The organism is Gluconobacter aidae, assembly GCF_009547075.1.
Classification (GTDB): Bacteria; Pseudomonadota; Alphaproteobacteria; order Acetobacterales; family Acetobacteraceae; genus Gluconobacter; species Gluconobacter aidae.
Window position 1 is genome coordinate 12,181 of sequence record NZ_WIPH01000004.1, and the last position, 20,846, is coordinate 33,026.

The following is a 20,846-nucleotide window of genomic DNA, read 5'->3' on the forward strand; positions in this document are numbered from 1 at the left end:
ATGCATTACGATCTGATTATCCGCGGCGGGCGCTGCGTTTTTCCATGGGGCGAGGCCGAAGCGGATATCGGCGTGCGCAACGGGAAAGTGGCGTCGCTGTCCGTGGGATCGGCGGACGAGGCGGATCGGGTGATCGATGCACGCGGCCTGCATGTCCTGCCCGGGCTGATTGACGCGCATGTCCATCTGCGCGATCCGGGCAAGCCCGAGGTCGAGACGCTGGAGACCGGGACGCGGGCTGCGGCGCTGGGCGGTATTGCGACGGTTTTCGACATGCCCAACACGTCCCCGAGTGTGACGGACGTGACGATGATCGACTGGAAGCGCGATCATATCCGCAAGACGGCGCATGTGGATGTGGGTATCTATGTCGGCGCGACTCGTGAGAATACGCCAGATCTGGCGATGCTGGAGCAGCAGCCGGGTGTGTGTGCGGTGAAGGTGTTTGCGGGATCGTCCACGGGCAATCTGATGATCGAGGACGATGCCGGGCTGGAAGCGGTCATGCGCTCGGGGCATCGCCGCGTGGCCTATCATTCGGAGGACGAATATCGCCTTCAGGCCCGCAAGGCAATGTTCCATGAAGGCCAGCCTTACGAGACGCACAGTGTGTGGCGGGACGTGGAATGTGCGTTCCTCGGCACACGCCGTATCATGGTGCTGGCTCGCAAGACCAACCGCCCCGCGCATATCCTGCATGTCTCGACCGCTGAGGAACTGGAGTATTTGGCGGATTACCGCGATATTTCCACGGTCGAGGTTCTGGTGAACCATCTGACGCAGGTGGCGCCGGAATGTTACGAGAAGCTCGGTGGTCTGGCCGTTATGAACCCGCCGCTGCGGGACCGGGCGCACTGGGAAGCAAGCTGGCGGGCCGTGCGGGATGGCCGGGTGGACGTGGTTTCGTCCGATCATGCGCCGCATCCTTTGGAAGCCAAGCGGCTTCCCTGGCCGAAATGCCCGGCGGGTCTGACGGGGACGCAGACGATTGTGCCGGTCATGCTCGATCATGTGAATGCGGGACTTCTGTCGCTGTCGCGTCTGGTGGATCTGATGGCGGCAGGGCCGGCACGGGTTTACGGATTGCAGACGAAGGGACGTATGGTCGTTGGATTCGATGCCGATTTCACGCTTGTGGACATGAAGGCCGAGCGCGAGATCACGAATGACTGGATCGTCACGCCGGCTGGCTGGACGCCGTTTGACGGAACGCGCGTGACGGGCTGGCCCATGGTGACGATCGTTCGTGGAACGGTCGTGATGCGGGACAATGAGGTCTTCGGTGGTCCGACTGGCCAGCCTGCCAAATTTGCGCCTTGATCTAGGCGTAGGGCGCGCAACGCTTCGAACAGGAAAGGGAGCTGTATGAGACGTTGCGTTGTCGCCCTTCGTAAGGCGGCGCTGTTTGGTCTGGTGTTTGCAGGGACCGCCAGTGCCGGGTCGGCCAGTGCGGCCGAGGCTGCATGGACTGCTTCAAAATGCGGCGCCGAGCCGCAGGCGCCTGCGGTGAAGGCCGCGACGGTCGCGCAGTATAACGAAAGCGTGGATCGCGTGACGGCTTATGAAAAAGCGGCCCGGGTTTACAATGCGTGTGTCGCGGCGCAGGCCAACCGGGAAGAGACGGCCATCAGCCAGGAAGCAAGCGCGCGAATTTCCCATGTCCATGCGGGCAGCGCGGCTGTTCAGTCCCATATTGCGGCGTCCTTCCAGACGCTGTCCGCCAATCTGGCCGCTGCCAGCCGCAAACTGGGCCATCACTGACGCTCTGCAAAGCGCGCCGCGATTCTTATTGTCTCATGCGTTCCTGATTCTGGGCCGGAGTCAGGGATGTGGGGCCGCCATAGGTCTGGCGGGCGACATTGGGCATCAGATCGGGGCGCGCCCAGCAGGTCGTGCCCTCGAAGCTCGTGGTGCAGTAGGGCTGCGGCGGAGGCGGCCCGACCGGCCGGGCACAGAAACTTTCGTCATCGTATAGATAGGCCGTGTTGCAGTCCTTCCCCGTGACGGCGGACGCGATGCGATCCGGCGCGCAGCCTTCAAGCGCGCAGAACACCAGGGGAAGCAGCAGGAGCGGGACGGGCTTTTTCATGACCGTCAGGATGCTTCCGGTGCGGTTAAGGAAGTCTGAATGTCGGCTGGATTTTCTATCGTGATACCGTTTTTCATAGTCATGGACTGCTTCAGCCAGCCTTCGGATGTGTGAAGCGTTTGCCGCGACGGTGCGGCACCTGTATGGTCGCGCAAACAGTTTGAAGACCGATCCAGCAGGGGACCAGGTGGCAGACGATTTCATCACGCAGGTGAACGAAGGAATGCAGGCGCAGCGGTTGCGGGCCATGGCACGGCGTATTGGCGCCGTGGTGGGCGCCGTGGCCGTTTTTGGAGCTATCGGTGGGGGCGTGTGGGGCTGGAACAGTCACGCGCGCCATGCGGCACAGCAGGCGGCATCGGCACGGTATTTTACCGCCATGACGGCCCTGTCCGACCCCAAGCATGACGCCGCGGCCACTCAGAAAGCCACCGCGACCTTCCAGGATCTGGCGGAGCATGGTCCGGTGGGCGTGCGCTCCTATGCCGCGCTGCGTCTGGCGGATCTGCAGAGCCAGGCCCATCAGACGGACGCTGCGCTGAAGACGTGGCAGGGCGTGGCGGATGATAACGCTGCCGATCCGGCCCTGCGGGACATGGCGCGCTACATGAGCCTGAACGCCCGGACCGCGACGGCCGATCCGAAGACACTCCGCCCGGGCTATGAAGCCCTGGCGCAGGGCGGTGGTGCCTGGGCTCCTCTGGCTCAGGAAGGTCTTGCCGCGCTTGACCTGCGCCCCGGTGCGACGGCGGACCAGCAGAAGGAAGCCCGGCGCATCCTGACGCAGATCGTTGGCAGTGAAAACGCGACCGAAGGGGTGCGTGCGCGTGCGCAGGCCCTACTCGAGACATTTGGAGACGCCGGTTGATGCGCCGTCCTGTTCTTTCCCGCTCTTCCCTTTTCGTGAACCGCTCCATGGGTCGCCGTGGTCTTCTGCGGACGGCCTGTTCGGGGAGTGCCCTGGCCGTTCTGGGCGGGTGCAGCCTGTTCGAAGACGACAAGAAGCCGCCTCTGGCCGGACATCGCGTGGATGTCCTGTCCACAGGCGCCGGGCTGACGGTCGATCATGACGATCATACGCCGATCAGCCTCGGTCCGGTCCAGCCGGTTCGGGAGTGGTTGCAGGAGGGAGGGCGTCCGTCCCATGTATCGGTGAATGCAGCGTGGAAGGGGCCTGATCTGGCGTGGAGCCATTCGGTCGGCGCGCCGACTGATCCGTCCAGTTTTCTGTCGATGATCGCCATCATGCCGACCAACCGGGGCGCCATCCAGTCGCCGCCGGTGATCGGTAACGGTCATATCTTCACGACGGATGCGCAGGGCGTGGTGAAGGCCTGGACCTGGCCGGAGCGTCGTCACGTCTGGACGCGTCAGCCTGCCACGGCCAGAAGCCGATCGACCAATATCGGCGGCGGCCTCGCCCTCGATGGGGACACGCTCTATATCGTGGACGGCGTGGCTCAGGCCCTGGCTGTTGAGGCCCTGACCGGCAAGGTGAAATGGCGCGTCAACACCGGGACGCCGGGCCGTTCCGCACCGACGATCGCGGAAGGTCTGATGGTTTTCGGAACGATCGACGAGCGTCTGATCGCGCTGAACGCCAAGACCGGTCATCAGATCTGGACGTATCAGGCCACGGCAGCCGATACGGTCATCTTCGGTCAGTCCGCTCCTGCTTTCGTGGACGGCGTCATTCTCGCGGGCTTTGGCAGCGGCGATCTGGTGGCACTGCGAGCGGCGTCGGGCGAGATGGTCTGGAGTGACAGTCTCGGCGGTTCCAACGGCATGGGCGCCATGCTCGATTTCTCCTGTATTCGCGGCGCGCCGGTCATCATGGATGGGACGGCCTATGCCGTGTCCATGTCCCGCGTGCTGGTCGCGATCGACATGCGGTCAGGCCGGCGTCTGTGGGAACGTGAGGTCAGCGGGCAGAGTCCTATAGCGCTCTGTGGCGACTGGATGTATGTCCTGTCCACAGATCAGCAGATCGCCTGTCTGGATCGTCTGTCCGGGCATGTGCGCTGGATCACGCAGTTGCGTCGCTTCATCCGCGTTGACGTGGAAAAGGACGCGATTGCCTGGGTGGGCCCGCTTCTTGTGAACGGCAAGCTGATCTGCTTCTCCACCTTTCCGAAAGAAGGCATGGCGGTCCTGAATGCCGTGACCGGGAAACTTGAACTGACCCGTAAGACCCCTGCCCCGTGCCAGGTTCAGCCGATCGTCTGTGACGGTCAGGTTCTGACCCTGTCCCAGGACGCCGTTCTGCGGGCCTATGGCTGAACGAATGACCTCTGAGAACCTGCCCGTTGTTGTTATTGCCGGGCGCCCGAATGTCGGGAAATCCACACTGTTCAACCGGCTCGTCGGCCGCCGTCAGGCGATCGTTTCCGACATGCCGGGCGTTACGCGCGACCGCAAGGAGGGGGAGGCCCTTCTGCGTGGTCGTCGGGTCCGGCTGATTGATACCGCCGGTCTTGAAGAGGCGGCGCCGGATACGTTGTATGGACGGATGCGGGCGTCCTCCGAATCCGCTGTCGCAATGGCGGATCTGGTGCTGTTCTGCATTGATGCACGTTCTGGAATCACGCCCGCGGATGCGCATTTCGCGAGCTGGCTGCGCCGTCAGAACCGGCCGGTTCTGCTGATTGCCAACAAGGCCGAGGGGCAGGCTGGCACGAATGCGGCTCTCGAAGCCTATTCACTGGGGTTGGGAACGCCGCTGGCGCTGTCCGCCGAGCACGGCGAGGGCATTGCCGATCTCATGGGGGAGATTGCCGAGCGTCTGCCGCCAGCGGAAAAATCCCGTCGTCGTGAGGCTCCGAAGGCCGAAGGCGAGGACGACGAGCGCCCGGCTGGACCGCTGCGTCTGGCCATTATCGGTCGTCCGAATGCGGGTAAGTCCACGCTGCTGAACTGCCTGCTGGGCGAAGAGCGGATGATTACGGGGCCTGAAGCGGGTCTGACGCGCGATTCCATCACTGTCGAACTGCATGACGAGCATGGCCCCATCCAGCTTGTCGATACGGCGGGGATGCGCAAGCGCGCGCGCGTTGAGCAGCATCTCGAAAAAATGTCCGTCTCGGCTTCCATCGAAGCGCTGAAAATGGCGGAAGTGGTCGTTCTGGTGATTGATGCGACGCTTGGCGTGCATGAGCAGGATCTCCAGATCGGCCGCCTGATCGAGCGTGAGGGTCGGGCCTGTGTCATCGCGCTGAACAAATGGGACGCGGTCGAGGACCGGAACGCGACCAGGAAGGCGATTCTGGACCGTCTGGAAATCTCGCTGGCCCAGGTGCGTGGCATTCCGGTCGTGACGTTCTCCGCGCTGACGGGAGCGGGCGTGCATCGTCTCCTTCCGGCCGTTCGGGAGGTTTACGAGATCTGGAACTCGCGTGTCTCCACGGGTGAACTGAACCGCTGGTTCGAGGATGCGCTCGAGCGTCATCAGCCGCCGCTTGTGGACGGACGTCGCCTCAAGCTGCGTTACATGACGCAGGTGAAGGCGCGTCCGCCGACATTCCTGCTGTTTGGCACGCGGGCGGAGCAGCTTCCGGATTCCTACAAGCGCTATCTGGTTAACGGACTGCGTGAAACGTTCCACATGCCGGGTGTGCCGGTGCGTTTGCAGTTACGTGGAACGAAAAATCCTTACGCGGAAAAGTGATTTTCTGTTCGTTTGTATATAGACCACACCCCTGATCGATCATTAATACAGGACCGGCTGCTTCCGGTTTCGGAACGTTCGGTCCTGTCCCCTTGAATGAAGGGTGTGTTTCGGGGGAGGTGACTACGGATATGGTTGGGATTGCTTCGTCTTCCAGTGGGGTGCTGTCCACGCAACAGCCCCGCAGCACGGCGCGGGCGACAACCCTCGGTATTCTGGCAGCTCTCGCCGGACTGATGTTCGGCCTTGATACTGGCGTCGTCGCCGGTGCGCTTCCGTTCATTGCAACCGATTTCCATGCCGGCGATGTCCTTCAGGGCTGGATTGTCTCGTCGATGATGGCGGGGGCGACGGTCGGGTCATTGTTCGCAGGGCGGACCTCGGTCCGGTTCGGCCGCACGGGCGCCATGCTCGGGGCGGCGATCCTGTTCCTGCTCGGAACGCTGCTCTGCGCCCTGGCGCCCGGGGCCGCAGTCATGATTATCGGGAGGCTTTTCCTGGGCCTCGCGGTCGGTGTGGCCGCGTTTGCCGCCCCGCTTTATATTTCCGAGATCACGGTTGAGTCCGTCCGTGGCGCCATGATTTCGTTCTATCAGCTCATGGTGTCCCTCGGGATTTTCCTCGCTTTCGTCTCCGACAGCCTGTTGGCTTCGGGCGGTCACTGGCGCTGGATGCTCGGCGTTATGGCGTTGCCGGCCAGTTTCTTTCTTGGAATCGTCCTGATCCTGCCGCACAGCCCGCGCTGGCTGATGATGCGCGGGGAAAAGGAGCATGCACGGCGCGTCCTGCAGAGCCTGCGCTCGGATGAGGAAGTGGCCGAAGCGGAACTGGTCGACATCCACTCACGCCTCCAGAAGAGCAGCGATGCCGGTCTGGGGCTTTTCAGGAGCAACCCCAATTTCCGCCGCACCGTCTTCCTGGGCATGCTGCTCCAGATCATGCAGCAGCTCTCAGGGATCAACGCGCTGCTCTATTATGCCCCACGTGTCTTTCAGGCAGCGCATTTCGGGACGAATGCATCCATCTGGGCCACGACTCTTGTGGGCCTGACGAATATGGCGCTGACCGGAGTGGCGATTGCCTGCGTCGACCGCTGGGGGCGGCGCCCGCTGCTGATCCTCAGCTGCGGTATCGCGGCATTTTCGCTGGCAGGGGTGGGGATATTGCTGGCCATCGGCGCGCAGAGCTTTGGGCTCCAGCTCCTGCTGTGCGGATTCGTTCTCCTGTTCGTGGCGGGTTTTGCCATTGGTGAAGGGCCGCTGGTCTGGACGCTGTGTTCGGAAGTTCAGCCGACGCGGGGGCGGGATTTCGGGATCGGCTGCTCCACAGTGACCAACTGGGCCGCGAACTGGGCCATTTCCAACATGTTTCCGCTGGGCATGGCGATGATGGGAGCGTCCTCGACGTTCCTGATGTTTGCCGTCTTCAATGGTCTTTTCATTCTTGTGACCGTATTGTTCGTCCCCGAAACGAAAGGCGTCTCGCTCGAGAGGCTGGAAGCCAATCTTTTTGCAGGCACGCGCCTGCGTGATCTGGGGCGCTGAGAGAATGACGGTGACGACGGAAGACGGTCCTCAAGAAGAGTACGACGCTAAACGCCATGCCGGGCTGTATGGAGCCCAGCGCCTCAAGGCGATGTCGGCCGTGCTTCTGGCGCTCCTTCTGTCGGTTCTGGATTATGCAATCGCCAACGTGGCCCTGCCGCTGATCGCACAGGACCTGCATGCGTCGTCTTCGCGGGCCATCTGGGTCGTGAATGCCTATCAGCTGGCCAATCTGTCCTGTCTTCTGCCGCTGGCGTCGCTCGGATCACGGGTTGGTTTTGCGAGGTTGAGCCAGCTTGGGATATTTCTGTTCCTGATCGCGTCCGTCGCCTGTGCGCTGTCGCAGAACCTGCTGGAGCTGACGCTCGCGCGGGCGTTGCAGGGTGTGGGTGGGGCCTGCATCATGAGTGTGAACATCGCACTCGTCCGCTTCATCTACCCACATAAGGAACTGGGGCGCGGGATTGCCCTGAACGGGTTGTTCGTGGGCATCGGTGTGGCGCTTGGGCCGTCTCTGGGGTCGTTGATCCTGTCCGTGGCGAGTTGGCCGTGGATTTTCTGGATCAATCTGCCGCTGGCCCTTGCGGCCCTGGCGCTGGCTCATGCCGCACTGCCGCAGACCCCGCGAAGCGATATTCCGACTGATATGGTGGGTTCCCTGCTGACCGTGGCCTCCTTTGCGCTGACCGGTGTGGGGCTCGACGGTCTGATGCATGCCGATTTCCTGTCCGGAGCGGCTGTTACGGTTGCGGGCGTGCTGTGCTGGGCCATGTTGCTGCACTATCAACGCGAGAGGCTGGAGCCGATCGTGCCGGTCGATCTGCTGGCGCGCAGGCCGTTCCTGCTGGCCTGTCTGGTCGGGTTTCTGGGGTTTGTGGCCTCCAATCTTTATATCGTGGCGATGCCGTTCACGCTGGCGACCGCTTTTCACCGCGGGCCCGGGATGATCGGCCTTCTGATTGCGCCCTGGGCTGTGGGTGTCGCGACGATGTCCTTTGTGGTCAGCCGTCTGGCGGACCGCTTTCCGGCGTCGGTCCTCTCTTCGATCGGTCTGCTCATTACGGCGAGCGGATTCTGTCTGCTGTGGTTTCTGCCGACGGATGCCAGCAACTGGGCCATCGCCTGGCGGACGCTGTTTGCCGGATGCGGATTCGGGTTATTCCAGCCGCCCAATAACCGTGCGATCATGGTGACCGCGCCGCCGGGCCGTGAGGGCGGGGCGAGCGGCATGTTGTCCGTTGCGCGTCTGGCGGGACAAACAACGGGTGCCCTGCTTGTCGCGGGGCTGTTCACGATTTTTGCTCATCCGGCGTTCATCTGCCTGGGCGCTGCGATGGTAGCCGCACTGGCGGGGTCCACTCTTAGTCTGGGGCGGAAATATCTCGCAGCCTGAAGAGCGTGGTGGTGCGCCGGTCCGCGCTTTCCAGCTCCTGCGTGACGGGAACGGTCTGCCGGGTCAGCACTTCGAGCGGCATTGACGGCGCATAATGCCGGCCCGGATCGCAGAGCCAGACGTCGCAGGTTTTCGAACATTCCAGCAGCCATGGCACGATCCGCGCCGCCATGGCTTCATTGTAACAGACGTCTCCGATGACCAGAAGGTCGCAGTCCGGGAGTGTTCCGATCAGGTCTCCGGAAACGGGGGCGATGGTCACGCTGTTGAGGCGTGCATTCAGAGCCGTGGCTTCCAGCGCCATGGGATCGATATCGTTGGCCTGCACCTCGGACGCACCCGACAGGGCAGCGGCAATGGCGGCGAGACCGCATCCGCAGGCTACATCGAGAACGCGGCGCCCCCGGACATGCCGAGGGTTGTCGAGAATGAAACGGGCAATGAGCTGGCTGCCGGGCCAGGCGAAAGCCCAGAAGGGCGGTTCGATGCCGATCTGTTCGAGATAGGCTTCGCTGGCCTGCCAGATGGGTGTGATTTCGGTCGCCAGATGCAGGGAAATCTCCGGCACGAGCGCGGCCTGTGCGATGGCGGTGTTGTTGCGGATAAAACCGGCGGGATCGCTCAGGACTGTGCTCATCCGAAAAGTCTTGCGGCGACAAACCCTGTGGCCAGTACGAATCCGATGGGTACGTTGCGGCGGAACTCCTTAAGGCAGGCCGGGGCATCGTAAGGGTTCAGCGCGCGGGCCTGCTGGAGAAGCAGGGCCGTCGCAAGGGCAAGGAAGGGCCAGAAGATCCAGTGCAGATGCGCGTGGATGGCGACGAGTGCCAGCGCCAGAAGCATGAGGATGTAGCAGGTGGCGATGAATGGGCGGGCGCTCTTTTCCATCAGGCGGGAGGTGGAGCGGACGCCGATGCGGGCGTCGTCATCCATGTCCTGAAAGCCATAGATCGTATCGAATCCGAGTTGCCAGAGAATGACGGCGCCGTAGAGCAGCAGGCCGTTGCCATCCAGCGTGCCTGTGGCAGCGGCATATCCCATGGGGGCGCCGAAACCGAAGGTGAAGCCCATGACCAGCTGCGGCCACCAGGTGACGCGCTTGGCTGCGGGATACAGGGCCACGAGCAGGAGCGCGAGCGGTGCAAGGGCCCAGCAGACGGGCGGCAGGCAGACGAGCACGCCCAGTCCCATCAGCAAAAGGACGGCCAGCAGAATCAGGCCCTGTTTCAGCGATAGCGCGCCGCTGGCGAGGGGGCGGCCTGCGGTGCGGGCGACCTTTGCGTCGATGTCGCGGTCCCAGATGTCATTCACGACGCAGCCGGCCGAGCGCATGACGAGCGAGCCGAAGGCGAACAGGGCCGTGTCGATCAGGCGCGTCTGAAGCGATGCATGGGGTGCGAGGAACAGGCCCCACACGCCGGGCAGGAACAGGAGCCATGTTCCGACCGGACGGTCGAGACGGGCGAGCAGGGCGTAGGAGCGCCATGGCTCGGGCAGGCGCGCGATGCGGCCGGTCAGCTGGATATCGGTATGGGCGCGGGTCTGGCTCATGGGAGATGTGATGCGGTGCGGATATGCTTCCGTCAATGGGCGAGGCGCGCTATCGGAAAAGGATGAGCCGATCCGACCCCCGTCTTTATGTCCCTGCGTCTGAAACCGCCTTCGCGGAAGGCCAGACGATCTCGCTTCCACCGGGGCAGGCGCATTATCTGGGCAATGTCATGCGGCAGGGCGTGGGCAGCACCGTTCGGGTGTTCAACGAACGTGACGGTGAGTGGGGGGCAGAGATTGCGGCCCTGAAAAAAGACAAGGGAAATGTCCTGCTGCATCGCTGTGAGCGGACTCCGGTTCCGACGCACGGCATCGAACTGCTGTTTGCGCCGCTCAAGCGCGATGCGACGGAACTTGTCATCCGTATGGGAACCGAACTGGGCGTGACGCGCTTTCGTGCGGTTGTGACGGAGCGGACCAATACCCACCGGCTCAATCTGGAGCGACTGTCGGTGATTGCGACCGAAGCGGCCGAGCAGTGCGAGCGGCTGGATGTTCCGGAGATCCTGCCGCCTGAGTCGCTGCGGGTAGTGCTGGCGGAGTGGCCGGACGATCGTCCGCTGTTTGCCGCGCTTGAGCGCCGTCCGGGTGAGGGTGCCGCGGTGCAGGCCGCGGCCCTGCTGATCGGGCCGGAGGGCGGTTTCTCCGAGGCGGAGGTGGAGCTTTTGCGGCGGCATGCAGCCGTTCATGCGCTCAGCCTGGGCGCGCTGGTGCTGCGGGCGGAGACGGCCGTGTGTGCAGGGCTGTCCCGTCTGATGGCCAGGGCCGCCGATGCCGGCTGAGGGTGACAGAACCGTCGGACCTGCTACAGTTCAATCATTATCGAACAACGAATTCAGACCGAGGCCAAACGCCATGTCCAATCCCGGCACGTCCAATACTGCGTCGATCGAAAGCCGGGCGCAGCTCGTCGAGGCGATCGCGCGTGGTTGCAAACCGAAATCGGAATGGAAGATCGGCACCGAACATGAAAAATTCGGTTTTGTTCTTCCTCATGCCGCTGACGGACGCGAACCGCTTTCCCCGCCGCCTTACGCGCCGCGCGGAATCGGCGCATTGCTGGAGAAGCTTCAGGGACCGGACTGGGCGCCGATCATGGACGGTGAGAACCTGATCGGTCTGAAGGGCCAGAACGCACAGGCAGGACGGGCGATCTCGCTTGAGCCTGCCGGGCAGTTCGAGCTTTCGGGCGCGCCGCTTGTCTCGCTTCAGGAAACCGAAGCGGAAATGCAGGCGCATTTCGATCAGGTCCGTGGTCCGGCTGCGGAACTCGGGCTCGGTTTCCTGCCGGTTGGCTTTCAGCCGCTCTGGCCGCGCGATGCAATGCCGTGGATGCCCAAGAGCCGCTACGCGATCATGCGCAACTACATGCCGAAGGTCGGTTCTCTCGGCCTCGACATGATGACGCGGACCTGCACGGTTCAGGTCAATCTCGATTTCAGCGATGAAGCCGATATGGCGCGCAAGATGCGCGTGTCGCTGGCACTTCAGCCTGTGGCCACCGCGCTGTTTGCGAACTCGCCCTTCGTTGAGGGTAAGGCCAACGGTCTGCTCTCCAATCGGGCCCGGATGTGGACTGATACGGATAACCAGCGTTCGGGACAGCCGTCCGTGTTCTTCGAGGACGGGTTCGGCTTCGAGCAGTATGTGGACTGGGCACTCGACGTGCCGATGTATTTCGTCTCGCGGGACGGTAAGAATATCGACGTTGCCGGTTGCTCCTTCCGTCGCTGGCTGGCTGGCGATGTTCAGGAACCGCTGAAGGGCCTGACGCCGACAGTCGGGGATTTCGAAGACCACCTGACGACGGTATTCCCGGATGTCCGTCTCAAGCAGTTCCTTGAAATGCGTGGCGCGGATGCCGGAAAGCTCGAGATGATGGTGGCGCAGTCGGCCCTGTGGGTCGGTCTGCTTTACGATCCCGCCACGCTGGAAGCGGCGGAAAAGCTGGTGCGTGAGCAGCCCTGGAGCGTGTACCAGCAGCTCCGCGCCGATGTGCCGCGTCTGGGACTGGATGCCGCGTTCCCGGGTGGTCTGAAACCGTTTGCCAAGCGTGTGGTCGAACTGGCCGAGCAGGGACTGCGGGCGCGTGTGCGCAACGAGGCCGGCTATCTCGATCCACTGCATCTGATTGCTGATGGTGGTCCAAATCAGGCCCAGTACTGGCTGGATCTGTATAACGGCGCCTGGGGCCAGAGCGTGACGCCGCTCTTTGCCGAAGCCGCCATCTGATTTTACGAGACGGGATCTGCTGCCTACGTGACGAAACTTTCCGATCTGACCGAACGCGAAATCCTTGCGCTGGCCATCGCCAGCGAGGAGGAGGATGGTCATATCTACGCGGATTTCGGCCAGATGCTGGCGGAAGACTATCCTGACAGCGCCGCCATCTTTCAGGACATGGCGGAAGAGGAAAACCACCATCGCCGCGCGCTGATAGACCTGTTCGTCAGGCGGTTCGGTAATCATATCCCGCTGGTCCGTCGGCAGGATGTACAGGGATTTCCATCCCGCAAATCGGCCTGGCAGATGCAGAATCGCGGGATCGAAGCGATTCGGGCGCAGGCTGCCGACATGGAGCGACAGGCGGCGCGGTTCTACCGTCAGGCCGCTGGACAGACCAACGATGCCGAAATCCGCAAGTTGCTGGGCGATCTGGCGACCGAGGAAGACCGGCATCAGCGTGAGGCGCGGCGGCTTGAAGACGCGCATCTGAATGACAATACGCGTGACCGCGAGGACGAGCACAGTCGCCGGGACTTTGTTCTGCGGATCGTGCAGCCGGGTCTGGTCGGGCTCATGGATGGCTCGGTCTCGACGCTGGCGCCTGTTTTCGCGGCGGCCTTTGCAACGCACAGCCCGCATGCGGCCTTCCTGGTCGGACTTGCCGCTTCACTGGGGGCCGGGATTTCCATGGGCCTTGCGGAGGCGCTGGCGGATGATGGCAAGTTGTCCGGGCGTGGGGCTCCGTTGCTGCGTGGCCTGATCTGCGGCGCCATGACTTTCGGTGGCGGGATCGGGCATACGCTGCCGTTCCTCGTGCCGGATTTCCGTCTTGCCTTTGGTGTCGCAATCATCGCCGTGGCGATTGAGCTTCTGCTGATTTCCTGGGTGCGCTGGCGGTATCAGGACACGCCGTTCGGATCGGCTCTGGTGCAGGTCTTCCTCGGCGGGGCTCTCGTTTTCGCAACCGGTGTGCTGATTGGCAGTTCCTGAGACATGATGAACCGTTCTTTTTTCCGCGCTGCCGCTCTGGCGGCGCTGCTGCCCGTTGCACTGCCATCCATGGCTTTTGCGCAGGCGATTCCCGCCCAGCTTCGTCCTGCGGATCAGGGCTGGATTTCACGGATCGAGGACGCGCTGGGGCAGGTCACGACCCTTCAGGCGCGTTTCAGACAGACGGCGGCGGATGGCAGCACGACGGTCGGAACAGCGACGCTCGACCGGCCGGGCCGCATGCGTTTCGATTACGACAAGCCGAGTCCGCTGCTGCTGGTCGCCAATGACGGGCGCGTGGTGTTTCAGGATCGCAGCGTCGATCAGGTGACGACCATTCCGCTGGACCGTACGCCGCTGGGGCTTCTGCTGCGTCCGGACCTCAAACTGTCGGGCGATGTGACGGTGACGGGCTTCGAGCACAGCAACGGGCAGATCCGGGTGCAGGTGGTGCGGACGCAGAGTGCGGGAGAAGGCACCCTGACGCTGGTTCTCTCCGATGCGCCGCTCGGGCTTCTGGGCTGGACGGTCGTGGATGCGCAGGGGCGCACGACTACGATTGCCCTGTCCGATGTGCGTCTGGGCGGGACCGTGCCTCAGTCCCTGTTCGTACTTCCCAAGGCTGACTGAGGCTTCAGTTTTTCAGTTCGCGTGAAAGTTCCAGCGCGCGGGCATAGACCGTGCGTTTGGGCAGTTTCACGATGCCTGCCACGAGAGCGGCGGCATCCTTGACCGAGTGGGTCGTCAGGGCCTCGCGCAGATGCGTGTCCAGATCGGCGGCACCGCTGTCATCTTCGGCAGAGGGGCCGATCAGGAGCGTGATTTCGCCGCGTGGTGCGGTGGTGCGGAAATGTTCCAGAACATCCGCCAGCGTCCCACGCACCATTTCCTCGAAGCGTTTGGTGAGTTCGCGGCCGACGGCGGCTTCCCGGTCAGGACCGAAGACGTCGATCAGGTCTTCCAGTGTTTCGATCAGGCGGTGCGGGGCTTCGTACCAGATCAGTGTGGAATGCAGCCCGGCCTGTTCGGCGGCACGCAGGGTGGTAAAGCCGGTCTTGCGGGCTTCGCTTCGGGGGGCGGGAAAGCCCAGGAACATGAAGGGCAGAGGCGGCAGGCCCGACAGCGTCAGGGCCGTGACGACGGCGTTCGGGCCAGGAATGGCCGTGACATGGATGCCGGCTGCGATGGCGGCGCGGACCAGCCGGTATCCGGGGTCGGACACCAGTGGTGTGCCCGCGTCGGAGACGACGGCATAGCGCGCGCCGTCGTGCAGTTTTTCGATCAGGAACGGAGTGCGGTCCTGTTCGTTATGGTCGTGCAGTGTCCGGGTTGGTGTGGCAATATTGCGCGAAAGCAGGAGCTTTGCCGTGACGCGCGTATCCTCGCAGAGGATCGCGTCCACGGTGTTCAGCGCCTCGATCGCGCGTTCGCTGATATCGGCCAGGTTGCCGATCGGCGTTGCAACCAATATCAGACATCCACCTTCGGCCTGGCCCTGCGCTGGCAGGGGGGCGGCCGCTAACATTTCAGCCGCATCGCTCAAGGGAGTTTCAGCGGAACATGACTTTTCGGACATCTGCATCCTCGGTGACAAACTCAGGGGCGTATTGTCGCCCCTTGAGCCGTCTGCGCAAGGGTGTAAGCACCGGCCTTGCCGCGGGAACCTTCCTGACCCTTGCCGCCTGCTCGGGTGGCGGGTCGTCTTCCGTGCCGGGTGTGGGCGGCGTTCCGGAAGGTGCGGGCGCGCATGATGTCGGGCTGATCCTGCCGCTGACGGGGCGCAATGCCGCTTATGGTCTGCGGATGCGCGATGCGGCGAAGCTGGCTCTTTCGGCCAGGGGATCGCCTGCGCTGGACGTGCATGACACCAACGCGCCGGGCGGCGCTGAGCAGGCGGCCCGGGATGCGCTGTCGCGTGGTGACGCCATCGTGCTGGGACCTCTGACCGCGACGGAAACGTCTGCGGCGGCACCGCTTGCCGTCAATGCGGGCAAGCCGGAGCTGGCTTTTACCAGCGACTCCACGCAGGCCCGTCCGGGCGTCTGGGTCATGGGTCTGACGCCGGAGCAGCAGGTGCGCCGGATGGTCGATGCCGCCCGGGCGACGGGACGCCGGACTTTCGCGGCCTTCCTGCCGGACAACGCTTTCGGACATGCGATGGGTGACGGACTGGCGCGGGCCTGCCGCGATGCGGGGCTGAAAGAGCCGCAGATCGTGTTCCATACGATGGACGCGCAGAATATCAATGACGGCCTGAAGACGCTCTCGGCCATCGAGACACGCCAGCCGGCCGCTCCGGCGCCCACGCCGACAGATGTTCCGGCCGGACCATCCGCGATCGATCCGACGGGTGAGGCTGCGGCAAACCCCTCGGTTCCGGCACAAACGGGTGCTGCGCCGCTGGCCACGCCTCCGGCCACTCCGGCTCCGGCACCCCAGGCCGTACCGGTTCCGCCGCCGCCATTCGATGCGCTGGTGCTGGCCGATACGGGGCTGGAGCTTGGGCGGGTCATTACGGCGCTTCAGGCGGATCATATCGATTCGTCGCAGGTCCAGATCATGGGGCCGGCGCTGTGGAAGGTGTTTGACGGCAAGCTCGGTGCGCTGCACGGGGCCTGGTATGCCGCGCCGGATGCGCATGACCGCATGGGCTATGTCGCGCAGTACCGGGCTCTGTACAAGCAGGCCCCGTCACCGGTTACGGATTTCGCCTATGACGCCGCGGCTCTGGCGGGAAGTCTGATCCGTCAGGGTGGCGTGACGACGGAAGCACTGACGCGGCCGGATGGTTACATGGGTGTGGACGGGCTGTTTCGCCTGCGGCCGGACGGACATGTGACGCGGGCACTGGCGATCTATCAGATCCAGCGCGGCGGCGGTGCCCGCATCGTTGTGCCCGCTTCGCGGGATGTGGCGATCCGTCCGGGCTGATACGATATTTTTTCAAAAGAAAAGCGCGTCCGTTTTCTGAACGGCGCGCTTTTTTCATGTCTGGTCGAGGAAATCCGGGCGCGGGATCAGGCGGCGCAGGTCTCGGCGAGCGGCAGAACCGGGCGGATGACATGCAGGGCAAGCTCGAAGCTGGCATAGCTTCCGAGTTCGTGGCCACGGATCTGGTCGACCAGCACCCAGCGCATGCCCTGGGGGCGTAGCATATAGGCCGGATCGGGATTTTCACGGACCCAGACCAGAACATGATCGACGGGAGCCGTGCCATCCATATTGACGGTGTCATGGGCGGCCGGGGCGATTTCCGCATCAAATACCCCCATCCGCTGTCCGGCTTCCAGCCAGCGCAGCAGGTACTCGCGGTGACGGGGGAGAAGGCCTTGACGCAGAGGTACGATGTTGCTCGCGTTGCGGCCATGAGAGAGGTCGTGAAGGTGAGCCACCTGCGCCATCAGGAAGTCCTCATCATAAAGCCGGGCAAGGCACCCGGGTCGTGGTGATGGGTTCAGGCTAGGGTTCGAAAGGGACGTTTCACAATCTTTAATAACGTCTGAAGACAGTTTTGCGACACAAACCATCCCTACTGTGGCAAATCTGCCATGCTCTCAGTGCATGGCTCAACATTGTGTTGTCATATTCCGGTACAGGGATTTGTCCCAGCGGCGATGCAGCCAGAGCCACGAGCCCGGAATGTCGCGGATCCATGATTCGAGACGGTCATTGAACAACTGCGTGAGGGCGAGAACGTCCCTGGCACGGTCGTCCGTTTTTTCCGGCATGAAGGGCGCATCCACGACCAGCACGAGTCTGGCCGGACCATCACGGCGGACATGTCCGGTCACGATCAGGGCGTCATGTCTCAGGGCGAACACGGCGGCGGCGGAGGCTGTCATGGCGGGGCGACCGAAGAGCCTGGCCTCGATCCCGTCATTCATTTTCTGATCGCCCAGAACGCCCAGATTTCCGCCTTTGGACAGGTATTTCAGGGCCGCGCGCGCGCCTTTCGCGCCTTTGGGGAACATGGGCACGTCCTGTCCCATCGCGTCCTGTCGGAGCCGGTGGATCAGGCGGTCAACGCCGGGATTGCTGGCCGCGCGGTAGAAGGACGCAAATGGCATGCCATAGCGCGCCACCACAGGCGGCATGAGTTCCCAGTTGCCGATATGACCCGAGAAGAAAATGACGGGCCGGCCTGATGCTCCGGCCGCTTCGAGATGTTCCGCGCCTTCGACGCTCCATCCCGCGCCGGAGGGTGTGTCCTGTTTCAGATGGCTGATATGGGGGAACTCGCCCACCGTGCGGCCCAGATTCTCCCAGCAGTCGCGGACGATGCGGCGGCGCGCGGAAGCGTCATATTCCGGCAGGGCGAGCTGAAGGTTCCGGTCTGCGACTTTCGAGACGGGCAGCAGCGGTCCGATTGTGCGGGCCACAAACCCGCCCAGACTGGAAGAGGCTGCGGGCGGGAGGGTCCGGATGGCGCCCAGAAGAACACGGACCAGAAGGGTTTCCGCGCGGTACAGGAAAGACGTCACGTGCCGGAAAACAGCAGATCGAGGAGACGTTCGGGGGATTTCGGGTCGGCCCAGAGCAGCTCTACGCCGATGACCTTTACCTGCGTACGGAATGGGAATGGGAGTTTCACGGCGTCCTTGGCGGTCGTGACCAGCGTGGTCCCCGACTCCCGGCTGAGGGCTTCGAGGCGCTGGATGTCACGGGGCGTATAGAAATGGTGGTCGGGGAAGGGAAGCGAGCGGATGGGGACTACGCCTGCGTCCCGGAGCATATCGAAGAACTTTTCAGGGCGTCCAATGCCCGCGAAGGCCACAATGCGTCGCCCCTGAAGGGTCCGGATTTCGGGTCCGGGCACCAGTCGGGCCTGCGCGGTCAGGAGATGCGGCGGGAATGTCGGGATCAGGTTGTGCCGGTCATCCCCCATGACGATGACGGCCTGGGCGCGGGCAAGGGCATCGGTTACCGGCTCGCGCAGGGGACCTGCGGGCAGGACGCATCCATTACCGAAACCGGTGACGCCGTCCACGACGAGAACGGAGACGTCCTGATGCAGTGTCGGGTTCTGGAAGCCATCATCCATGACGAGGCAGTCCGCGCCCTGGGAGATGGCGAGGCGGGCGGTTTCGGCGCGGTCGGCCCCGATCCAGGTCGGGGCGCTCTGTGCGAGGAGAAGTGGTTCGTCACCCACGTCGCGGGGCGTGCTGCGGTTTGGATTGACGCCCATCGGGCCACGCTCGCGGCCGCCATGACCCTTGCTCAGGATATGAGGATGATGGCCCCGGTTCCTGAGGCGCTGGACGAGATCAAGGGTGAGGGGGGTTTTGCCGGTACCGCCTGTGGTGATGTTGCCGCAGCACAGGACCGGAACGGAGGCATGGAAGGTCGGCTGTCTGAGGCGACGGCGGGTGAGTGTTGTGGCGATGAAGGAAAACGGCCGCAGGAGACGGGCGGCGATGCTGCGAGTGGGACGCAGCCAGAAACGGGGTGGGCGAGGGGTCATCGTTCAACCGTTTTCAGGATGCGGTCCCGCAGGACGCTCACCACGGAGCGCTGCAATCCCGTTGTCCTGACGGGCGGGAGGGGGGATTCGAGCCATTGTGTCAGACACTCCACATCGTTCACGATGTGGATGGTATCAGAAACGGTGGCCATTGCCTCCCGCCAGTTCTCCATTTTTGGCCCCGTCGCCGTGGGAACGCCCAGACGCAGCGGCTCGAACGGGTTGTGGCCGCCGCCCTTTCCGGCAAGGGAATTGCCCAGAAAACAGCGGTCCGCCAGCCGATAGAACAGGCCCAGCTCGCCCAGCGTGTCAGCGAGCCAGACCGGCATCTGCGGGGCTGGATCCTGGCCTGCCGCCCGGCGGGGCAGGTCAAAGCGGGCTGCCAGCTCCACGCCACGGGCGGGATGGCGCGGGACAATGATGGTCAGCAGATCGGGCTGGAGCCCGCGGGCCCTTTCAGCGGCCTGAAGAACAGCTTCTTCCTCGCCCGGATGGGTGGAGGCCGCCACAAAAACCGGACGGTCGCCGATCAGGCTCCTCAGCCGGGCATATTCAGCCTCGTCATAGGCCAGTGGCGGGGCGTCCTGCTTGAGGTCGCCATCTTCATGGACCGGGAGAGCCCCCAGAGCCCGGAAGCGGGCGGCGTCTTCGGAGCCGCGGGCTGCCACCCAGGACAGGCGCTTCATCATGCGGCGTGCGGGGTCTCCCAGACGGGTCCACAGACGGGCCGAACGGTCCGACAGGCGCCCGTTGACGAGCATGACCGGGATGTCGCGGCGCGAACAGGCGGCGATGATGCCGGGCCAGAGTTCGCTTTCCACGAATATGGCGCCTTCCGGCTGCCAGAGGTTCAGGAAGCGCCTGAGCCAGCGCGGCACATCATGGGGGATGAAGCGGTGGATGATCCGCTGCCGGTAGAGCGGATGCCGGGCCACGATCTCGCTGCCGGTGACGGTTGCGGTCGTAAAGAGGATGCGCATCTCGGGCCGGGCCTCGAGCAGGGCTTCGGCCAGCGGCAGGGCGCAGAGGGTCTCGCCCACGCTGGCGGCATGGATCCACAGAAGCTGTCCCGTGGGGCGATGGCCCTGGCGTGGTCCCGTGCGCTCCAGTCCCATGCGCTCGCGCAGGCGGCCGGGGAGTTCACGTCCGCGATGCAGGCGGATGCGCAGCATGACTGTCAGGGCCGGGGCCATGAGGGTTCCGGCCATACGCCACAGACGGTCCGCCAGATTGGACTGCCGGTGCTGCACCACGCTCTCGGCGCGCAGCGAGACGTCGTTCAGGGCGTTCTGGAGGATCGTGGCATCGGGCTGGAACAGGGGCTCGCCCATGATGAGGGCGCCGCGTCCGAACGGCAGGGGGAAAGCCAGCCCGTCCCATGAAGGCAGGCGCAGGCTCGTGCTGGCCATCCCGACGGGGACGACCGCGCAGGCCGCAAGGCGGGAGAGCGCGACGGCTCCGGGCTGGACCTGTTCCGCCGGGCCTCGGGGGCCGTCCGGTGTGATCCCGACCAGCGAGCCTTTTTCAAGTTCCTTCAAAGCGGTGCGCAGAACGGTCGCGCCCCCCTTGTTCTTGCCCTTTTTGCTGGAAGATCCGTGGATGCCGATGATGCCCCAGGGGCGGACGACATCGGCGATCAGCATCCCGTCCGGATTGCGGGAAATCAGGACCCGCAGTTCCAGGCGGGGTTCCAGCGTCCGTGCCCAGAACCACAGGGCCGGGCTGAGTGTCAGCGAGCGGTGCCAGAAGGCGACGACCGTCCCCTGCGCCGGGGTTGTCAGGGTTTCGAGGGCGCGGGGTGAGCCACTGACCTGCCAGCGCGTGGAGCGCAGGCAGGTTCCCAGCCACAGGCGCAGGAGGCGCGGAAACAGGGTCATGCCCTGTCGGGTAGCACGCGGCGTTACAGGCGGCAAAGGTTGGACAGGCTT

20 protein-coding genes are annotated in these 20,846 nt (G+C 63.9%); 12 read left to right on the forward strand and 8 right to left on the reverse strand.

Annotated elements, in window-relative coordinates; genetic code table 11:
• Entirely contained in the window at positions 1–1,320 is a 1,320-nt protein-coding gene (locus GFJ39_RS03150) for a dihydroorotase (RefSeq protein ID WP_153429739.1), read from the forward strand.
• Positions 1,321–1,365: 45 nt separating this feature from the next.
• Complete coding sequence (locus GFJ39_RS03155; RefSeq protein ID WP_228391764.1) at positions 1,366–1,761, forward strand: hypothetical protein; 396 nt, start codon at positions 1,366–1,368, stop codon at positions 1,759–1,761.
• 25 nt (positions 1,762–1,786) lie between these two features.
• On the opposite strand, the gene GFJ39_RS03160 is transcribed toward GFJ39_RS03155, so the two are convergent.
• Positions 1,787–2,089: a hypothetical protein gene (locus GFJ39_RS03160; RefSeq protein WP_153429740.1), complete on the reverse strand. Its 303-nt coding sequence runs from the start codon at positions 2,087–2,089 to the stop codon at positions 1,787–1,789.
• A 187-nt stretch (positions 2,090–2,276) separates the two neighbouring features.
• Here GFJ39_RS03160 and GFJ39_RS03165 point away from each other — a divergent pair, with 187 nt between their 5' ends.
• The 5 genes from GFJ39_RS03165 (at position 2,277) to GFJ39_RS03185 (ending at position 8,690) form a co-directional block, all read left to right on the forward strand.
• A complete protein-coding gene (locus tag GFJ39_RS03165; RefSeq protein WP_325062807.1) occupies positions 2,277–2,957 on the forward strand; it encodes a tetratricopeptide repeat protein in 681 nt (226 codons plus the stop codon).
• The gene (locus GFJ39_RS03170) at positions 2,957–4,369 is read left to right on the forward strand and encodes a PQQ-binding-like beta-propeller repeat protein (RefSeq protein ID WP_153429744.1); all 1,413 of its coding nucleotides are present in this window, start codon (positions 2,957–2,959) and stop codon (positions 4,367–4,369) included. The genes GFJ39_RS03165 and GFJ39_RS03170 overlap by 1 nt, the downstream gene beginning before the upstream one ends.
• Positions 4,370–4,373: 4 nt before the next feature.
• A complete protein-coding gene (der, locus tag GFJ39_RS03175; protein WP_153429746.1) occupies positions 4,374–5,753 on the forward strand; it encodes a ribosome biogenesis GTPase Der in 1,380 nt (459 codons plus the stop codon).
• Between the two features lie 131 nt (positions 5,754–5,884).
• Positions 5,885–7,297 carry a sugar porter family MFS transporter gene (locus GFJ39_RS03180; RefSeq protein ID WP_153429748.1) on the forward strand — a complete coding sequence of 471 codons (1,413 nt, stop codon included), beginning with the start codon at positions 5,885–5,887 and terminating at the stop codon, positions 7,295–7,297.
• 4 nt (positions 7,298–7,301) lie between these two features.
• Complete coding sequence (locus GFJ39_RS03185) at positions 7,302–8,690, forward strand: MFS transporter (protein ID WP_153429750.1); 1,389 nt, start codon at positions 7,302–7,304, stop codon at positions 8,688–8,690.
• Here the strand turns inward: GFJ39_RS03185 and GFJ39_RS03190 are convergent.
• Positions 8,659–9,327, reverse strand: coding sequence for a class I SAM-dependent methyltransferase (locus GFJ39_RS03190; RefSeq protein ID WP_153429752.1), 669 nt, complete (start codon positions 9,325–9,327; stop codon positions 8,659–8,661). The two genes, GFJ39_RS03185 and GFJ39_RS03190, sit on opposite strands and share 32 nt — an antisense overlap.
• A complete protein-coding gene (gene ubiA / locus GFJ39_RS03195; RefSeq protein ID WP_153429754.1) occupies positions 9,324–10,241 on the reverse strand; it encodes a 4-hydroxybenzoate octaprenyltransferase in 918 nt (305 codons plus the stop codon). The genes GFJ39_RS03190 and ubiA overlap by 4 nt, the downstream gene beginning before the upstream one ends.
• 35 nt (positions 10,242–10,276) lie before the next feature.
• Between ubiA and GFJ39_RS03200 the strand changes: the two genes are divergently transcribed.
• The 4 genes from GFJ39_RS03200 to GFJ39_RS03215 all read left to right on the forward strand — a co-directional run bounded on the left by GFJ39_RS03200 (position 10,277) and on the right by GFJ39_RS03215 (position 14,087).
• Positions 10,277–11,023, forward strand: a complete 747-nt coding sequence (locus tag GFJ39_RS03200) for a 16S rRNA (uracil(1498)-N(3))-methyltransferase (protein WP_153429924.1) — start codon at positions 10,277–10,279, stop codon at positions 11,021–11,023.
• Positions 11,024–11,096: 73 nt separating this feature from the next.
• The gene (locus tag GFJ39_RS03205; protein WP_153429756.1) at positions 11,097–12,473 is read left to right on the forward strand and encodes a glutamate--cysteine ligase; all 1,377 of its coding nucleotides are present in this window, start codon (positions 11,097–11,099) and stop codon (positions 12,471–12,473) included.
• A 27-nt stretch (positions 12,474–12,500) separates the two neighbouring features.
• Positions 12,501–13,457, forward strand: a complete 957-nt coding sequence (gene mbfA, locus GFJ39_RS03210; RefSeq protein WP_325062808.1) for an iron exporter MbfA — start codon at positions 12,501–12,503, stop codon at positions 13,455–13,457.
• 3 nt (positions 13,458–13,460) lie between these two features.
• On the forward strand, positions 13,461–14,087 hold the full coding sequence (locus GFJ39_RS03215) for a LolA family protein (protein ID WP_153429758.1): 627 nt from the start codon (positions 13,461–13,463) through the stop codon (positions 14,085–14,087).
• Between the two features lie 4 nt (positions 14,088–14,091).
• Here the strand turns inward: GFJ39_RS03215 and rsmI are convergent, their stop codons facing one another.
• Positions 14,092–14,925, reverse strand: a complete 834-nt coding sequence (rsmI, locus tag GFJ39_RS03220; protein WP_153429928.1) for a 16S rRNA (cytidine(1402)-2'-O)-methyltransferase — start codon at positions 14,923–14,925, stop codon at positions 14,092–14,094.
• A gap of 149 nt (positions 14,926–15,074) precedes the next feature.
• On the opposite strand from rsmI, the gene GFJ39_RS03225 reads away from it, so the two are divergent.
• On the forward strand, positions 15,075–16,388 hold the full coding sequence (locus GFJ39_RS03225) for a penicillin-binding protein activator (protein ID WP_153429760.1): 1,314 nt from the start codon (positions 15,075–15,077) through the stop codon (positions 16,386–16,388).
• An 86-nt stretch (positions 16,389–16,474) separates the two neighbouring features.
• Here the strand turns inward: GFJ39_RS03225 and GFJ39_RS03230 are convergent, their stop codons facing one another.
• The 4 genes from GFJ39_RS03230 to GFJ39_RS03245 form a co-directional block, all read right to left on the reverse strand.
• Positions 16,475–16,858: a hypothetical protein gene (locus tag GFJ39_RS03230; RefSeq protein ID WP_153429762.1), complete on the reverse strand. Its 384-nt coding sequence runs from the start codon at positions 16,856–16,858 to the stop codon at positions 16,475–16,477.
• 165 nt (positions 16,859–17,023) lie between these two features.
• On the reverse strand, positions 17,024–17,938 hold the full coding sequence (locus GFJ39_RS03235) for a lysophospholipid acyltransferase family protein (RefSeq protein ID WP_325062809.1): 915 nt from the start codon (positions 17,936–17,938) through the stop codon (positions 17,024–17,026).
• Positions 17,935–18,918: a tetraacyldisaccharide 4'-kinase gene (gene lpxK / locus GFJ39_RS03240; protein WP_153429765.1), complete on the reverse strand. Its 984-nt coding sequence runs from the start codon at positions 18,916–18,918 to the stop codon at positions 17,935–17,937. Before lpxK ends, GFJ39_RS03235 begins: the two co-directional genes overlap by 4 nt.
• Positions 18,915–20,795 (reverse strand): glycosyltransferase N-terminal domain-containing protein, encoded by a 1,881-nt coding sequence (locus GFJ39_RS03245; RefSeq protein ID WP_153429767.1) that lies wholly within the window; start codon positions 20,793–20,795, stop codon positions 18,915–18,917. Before GFJ39_RS03245 ends, lpxK begins: the two co-directional genes overlap by 4 nt.
• Positions 20,796–20,846: the final 51 nt, after the last annotated feature.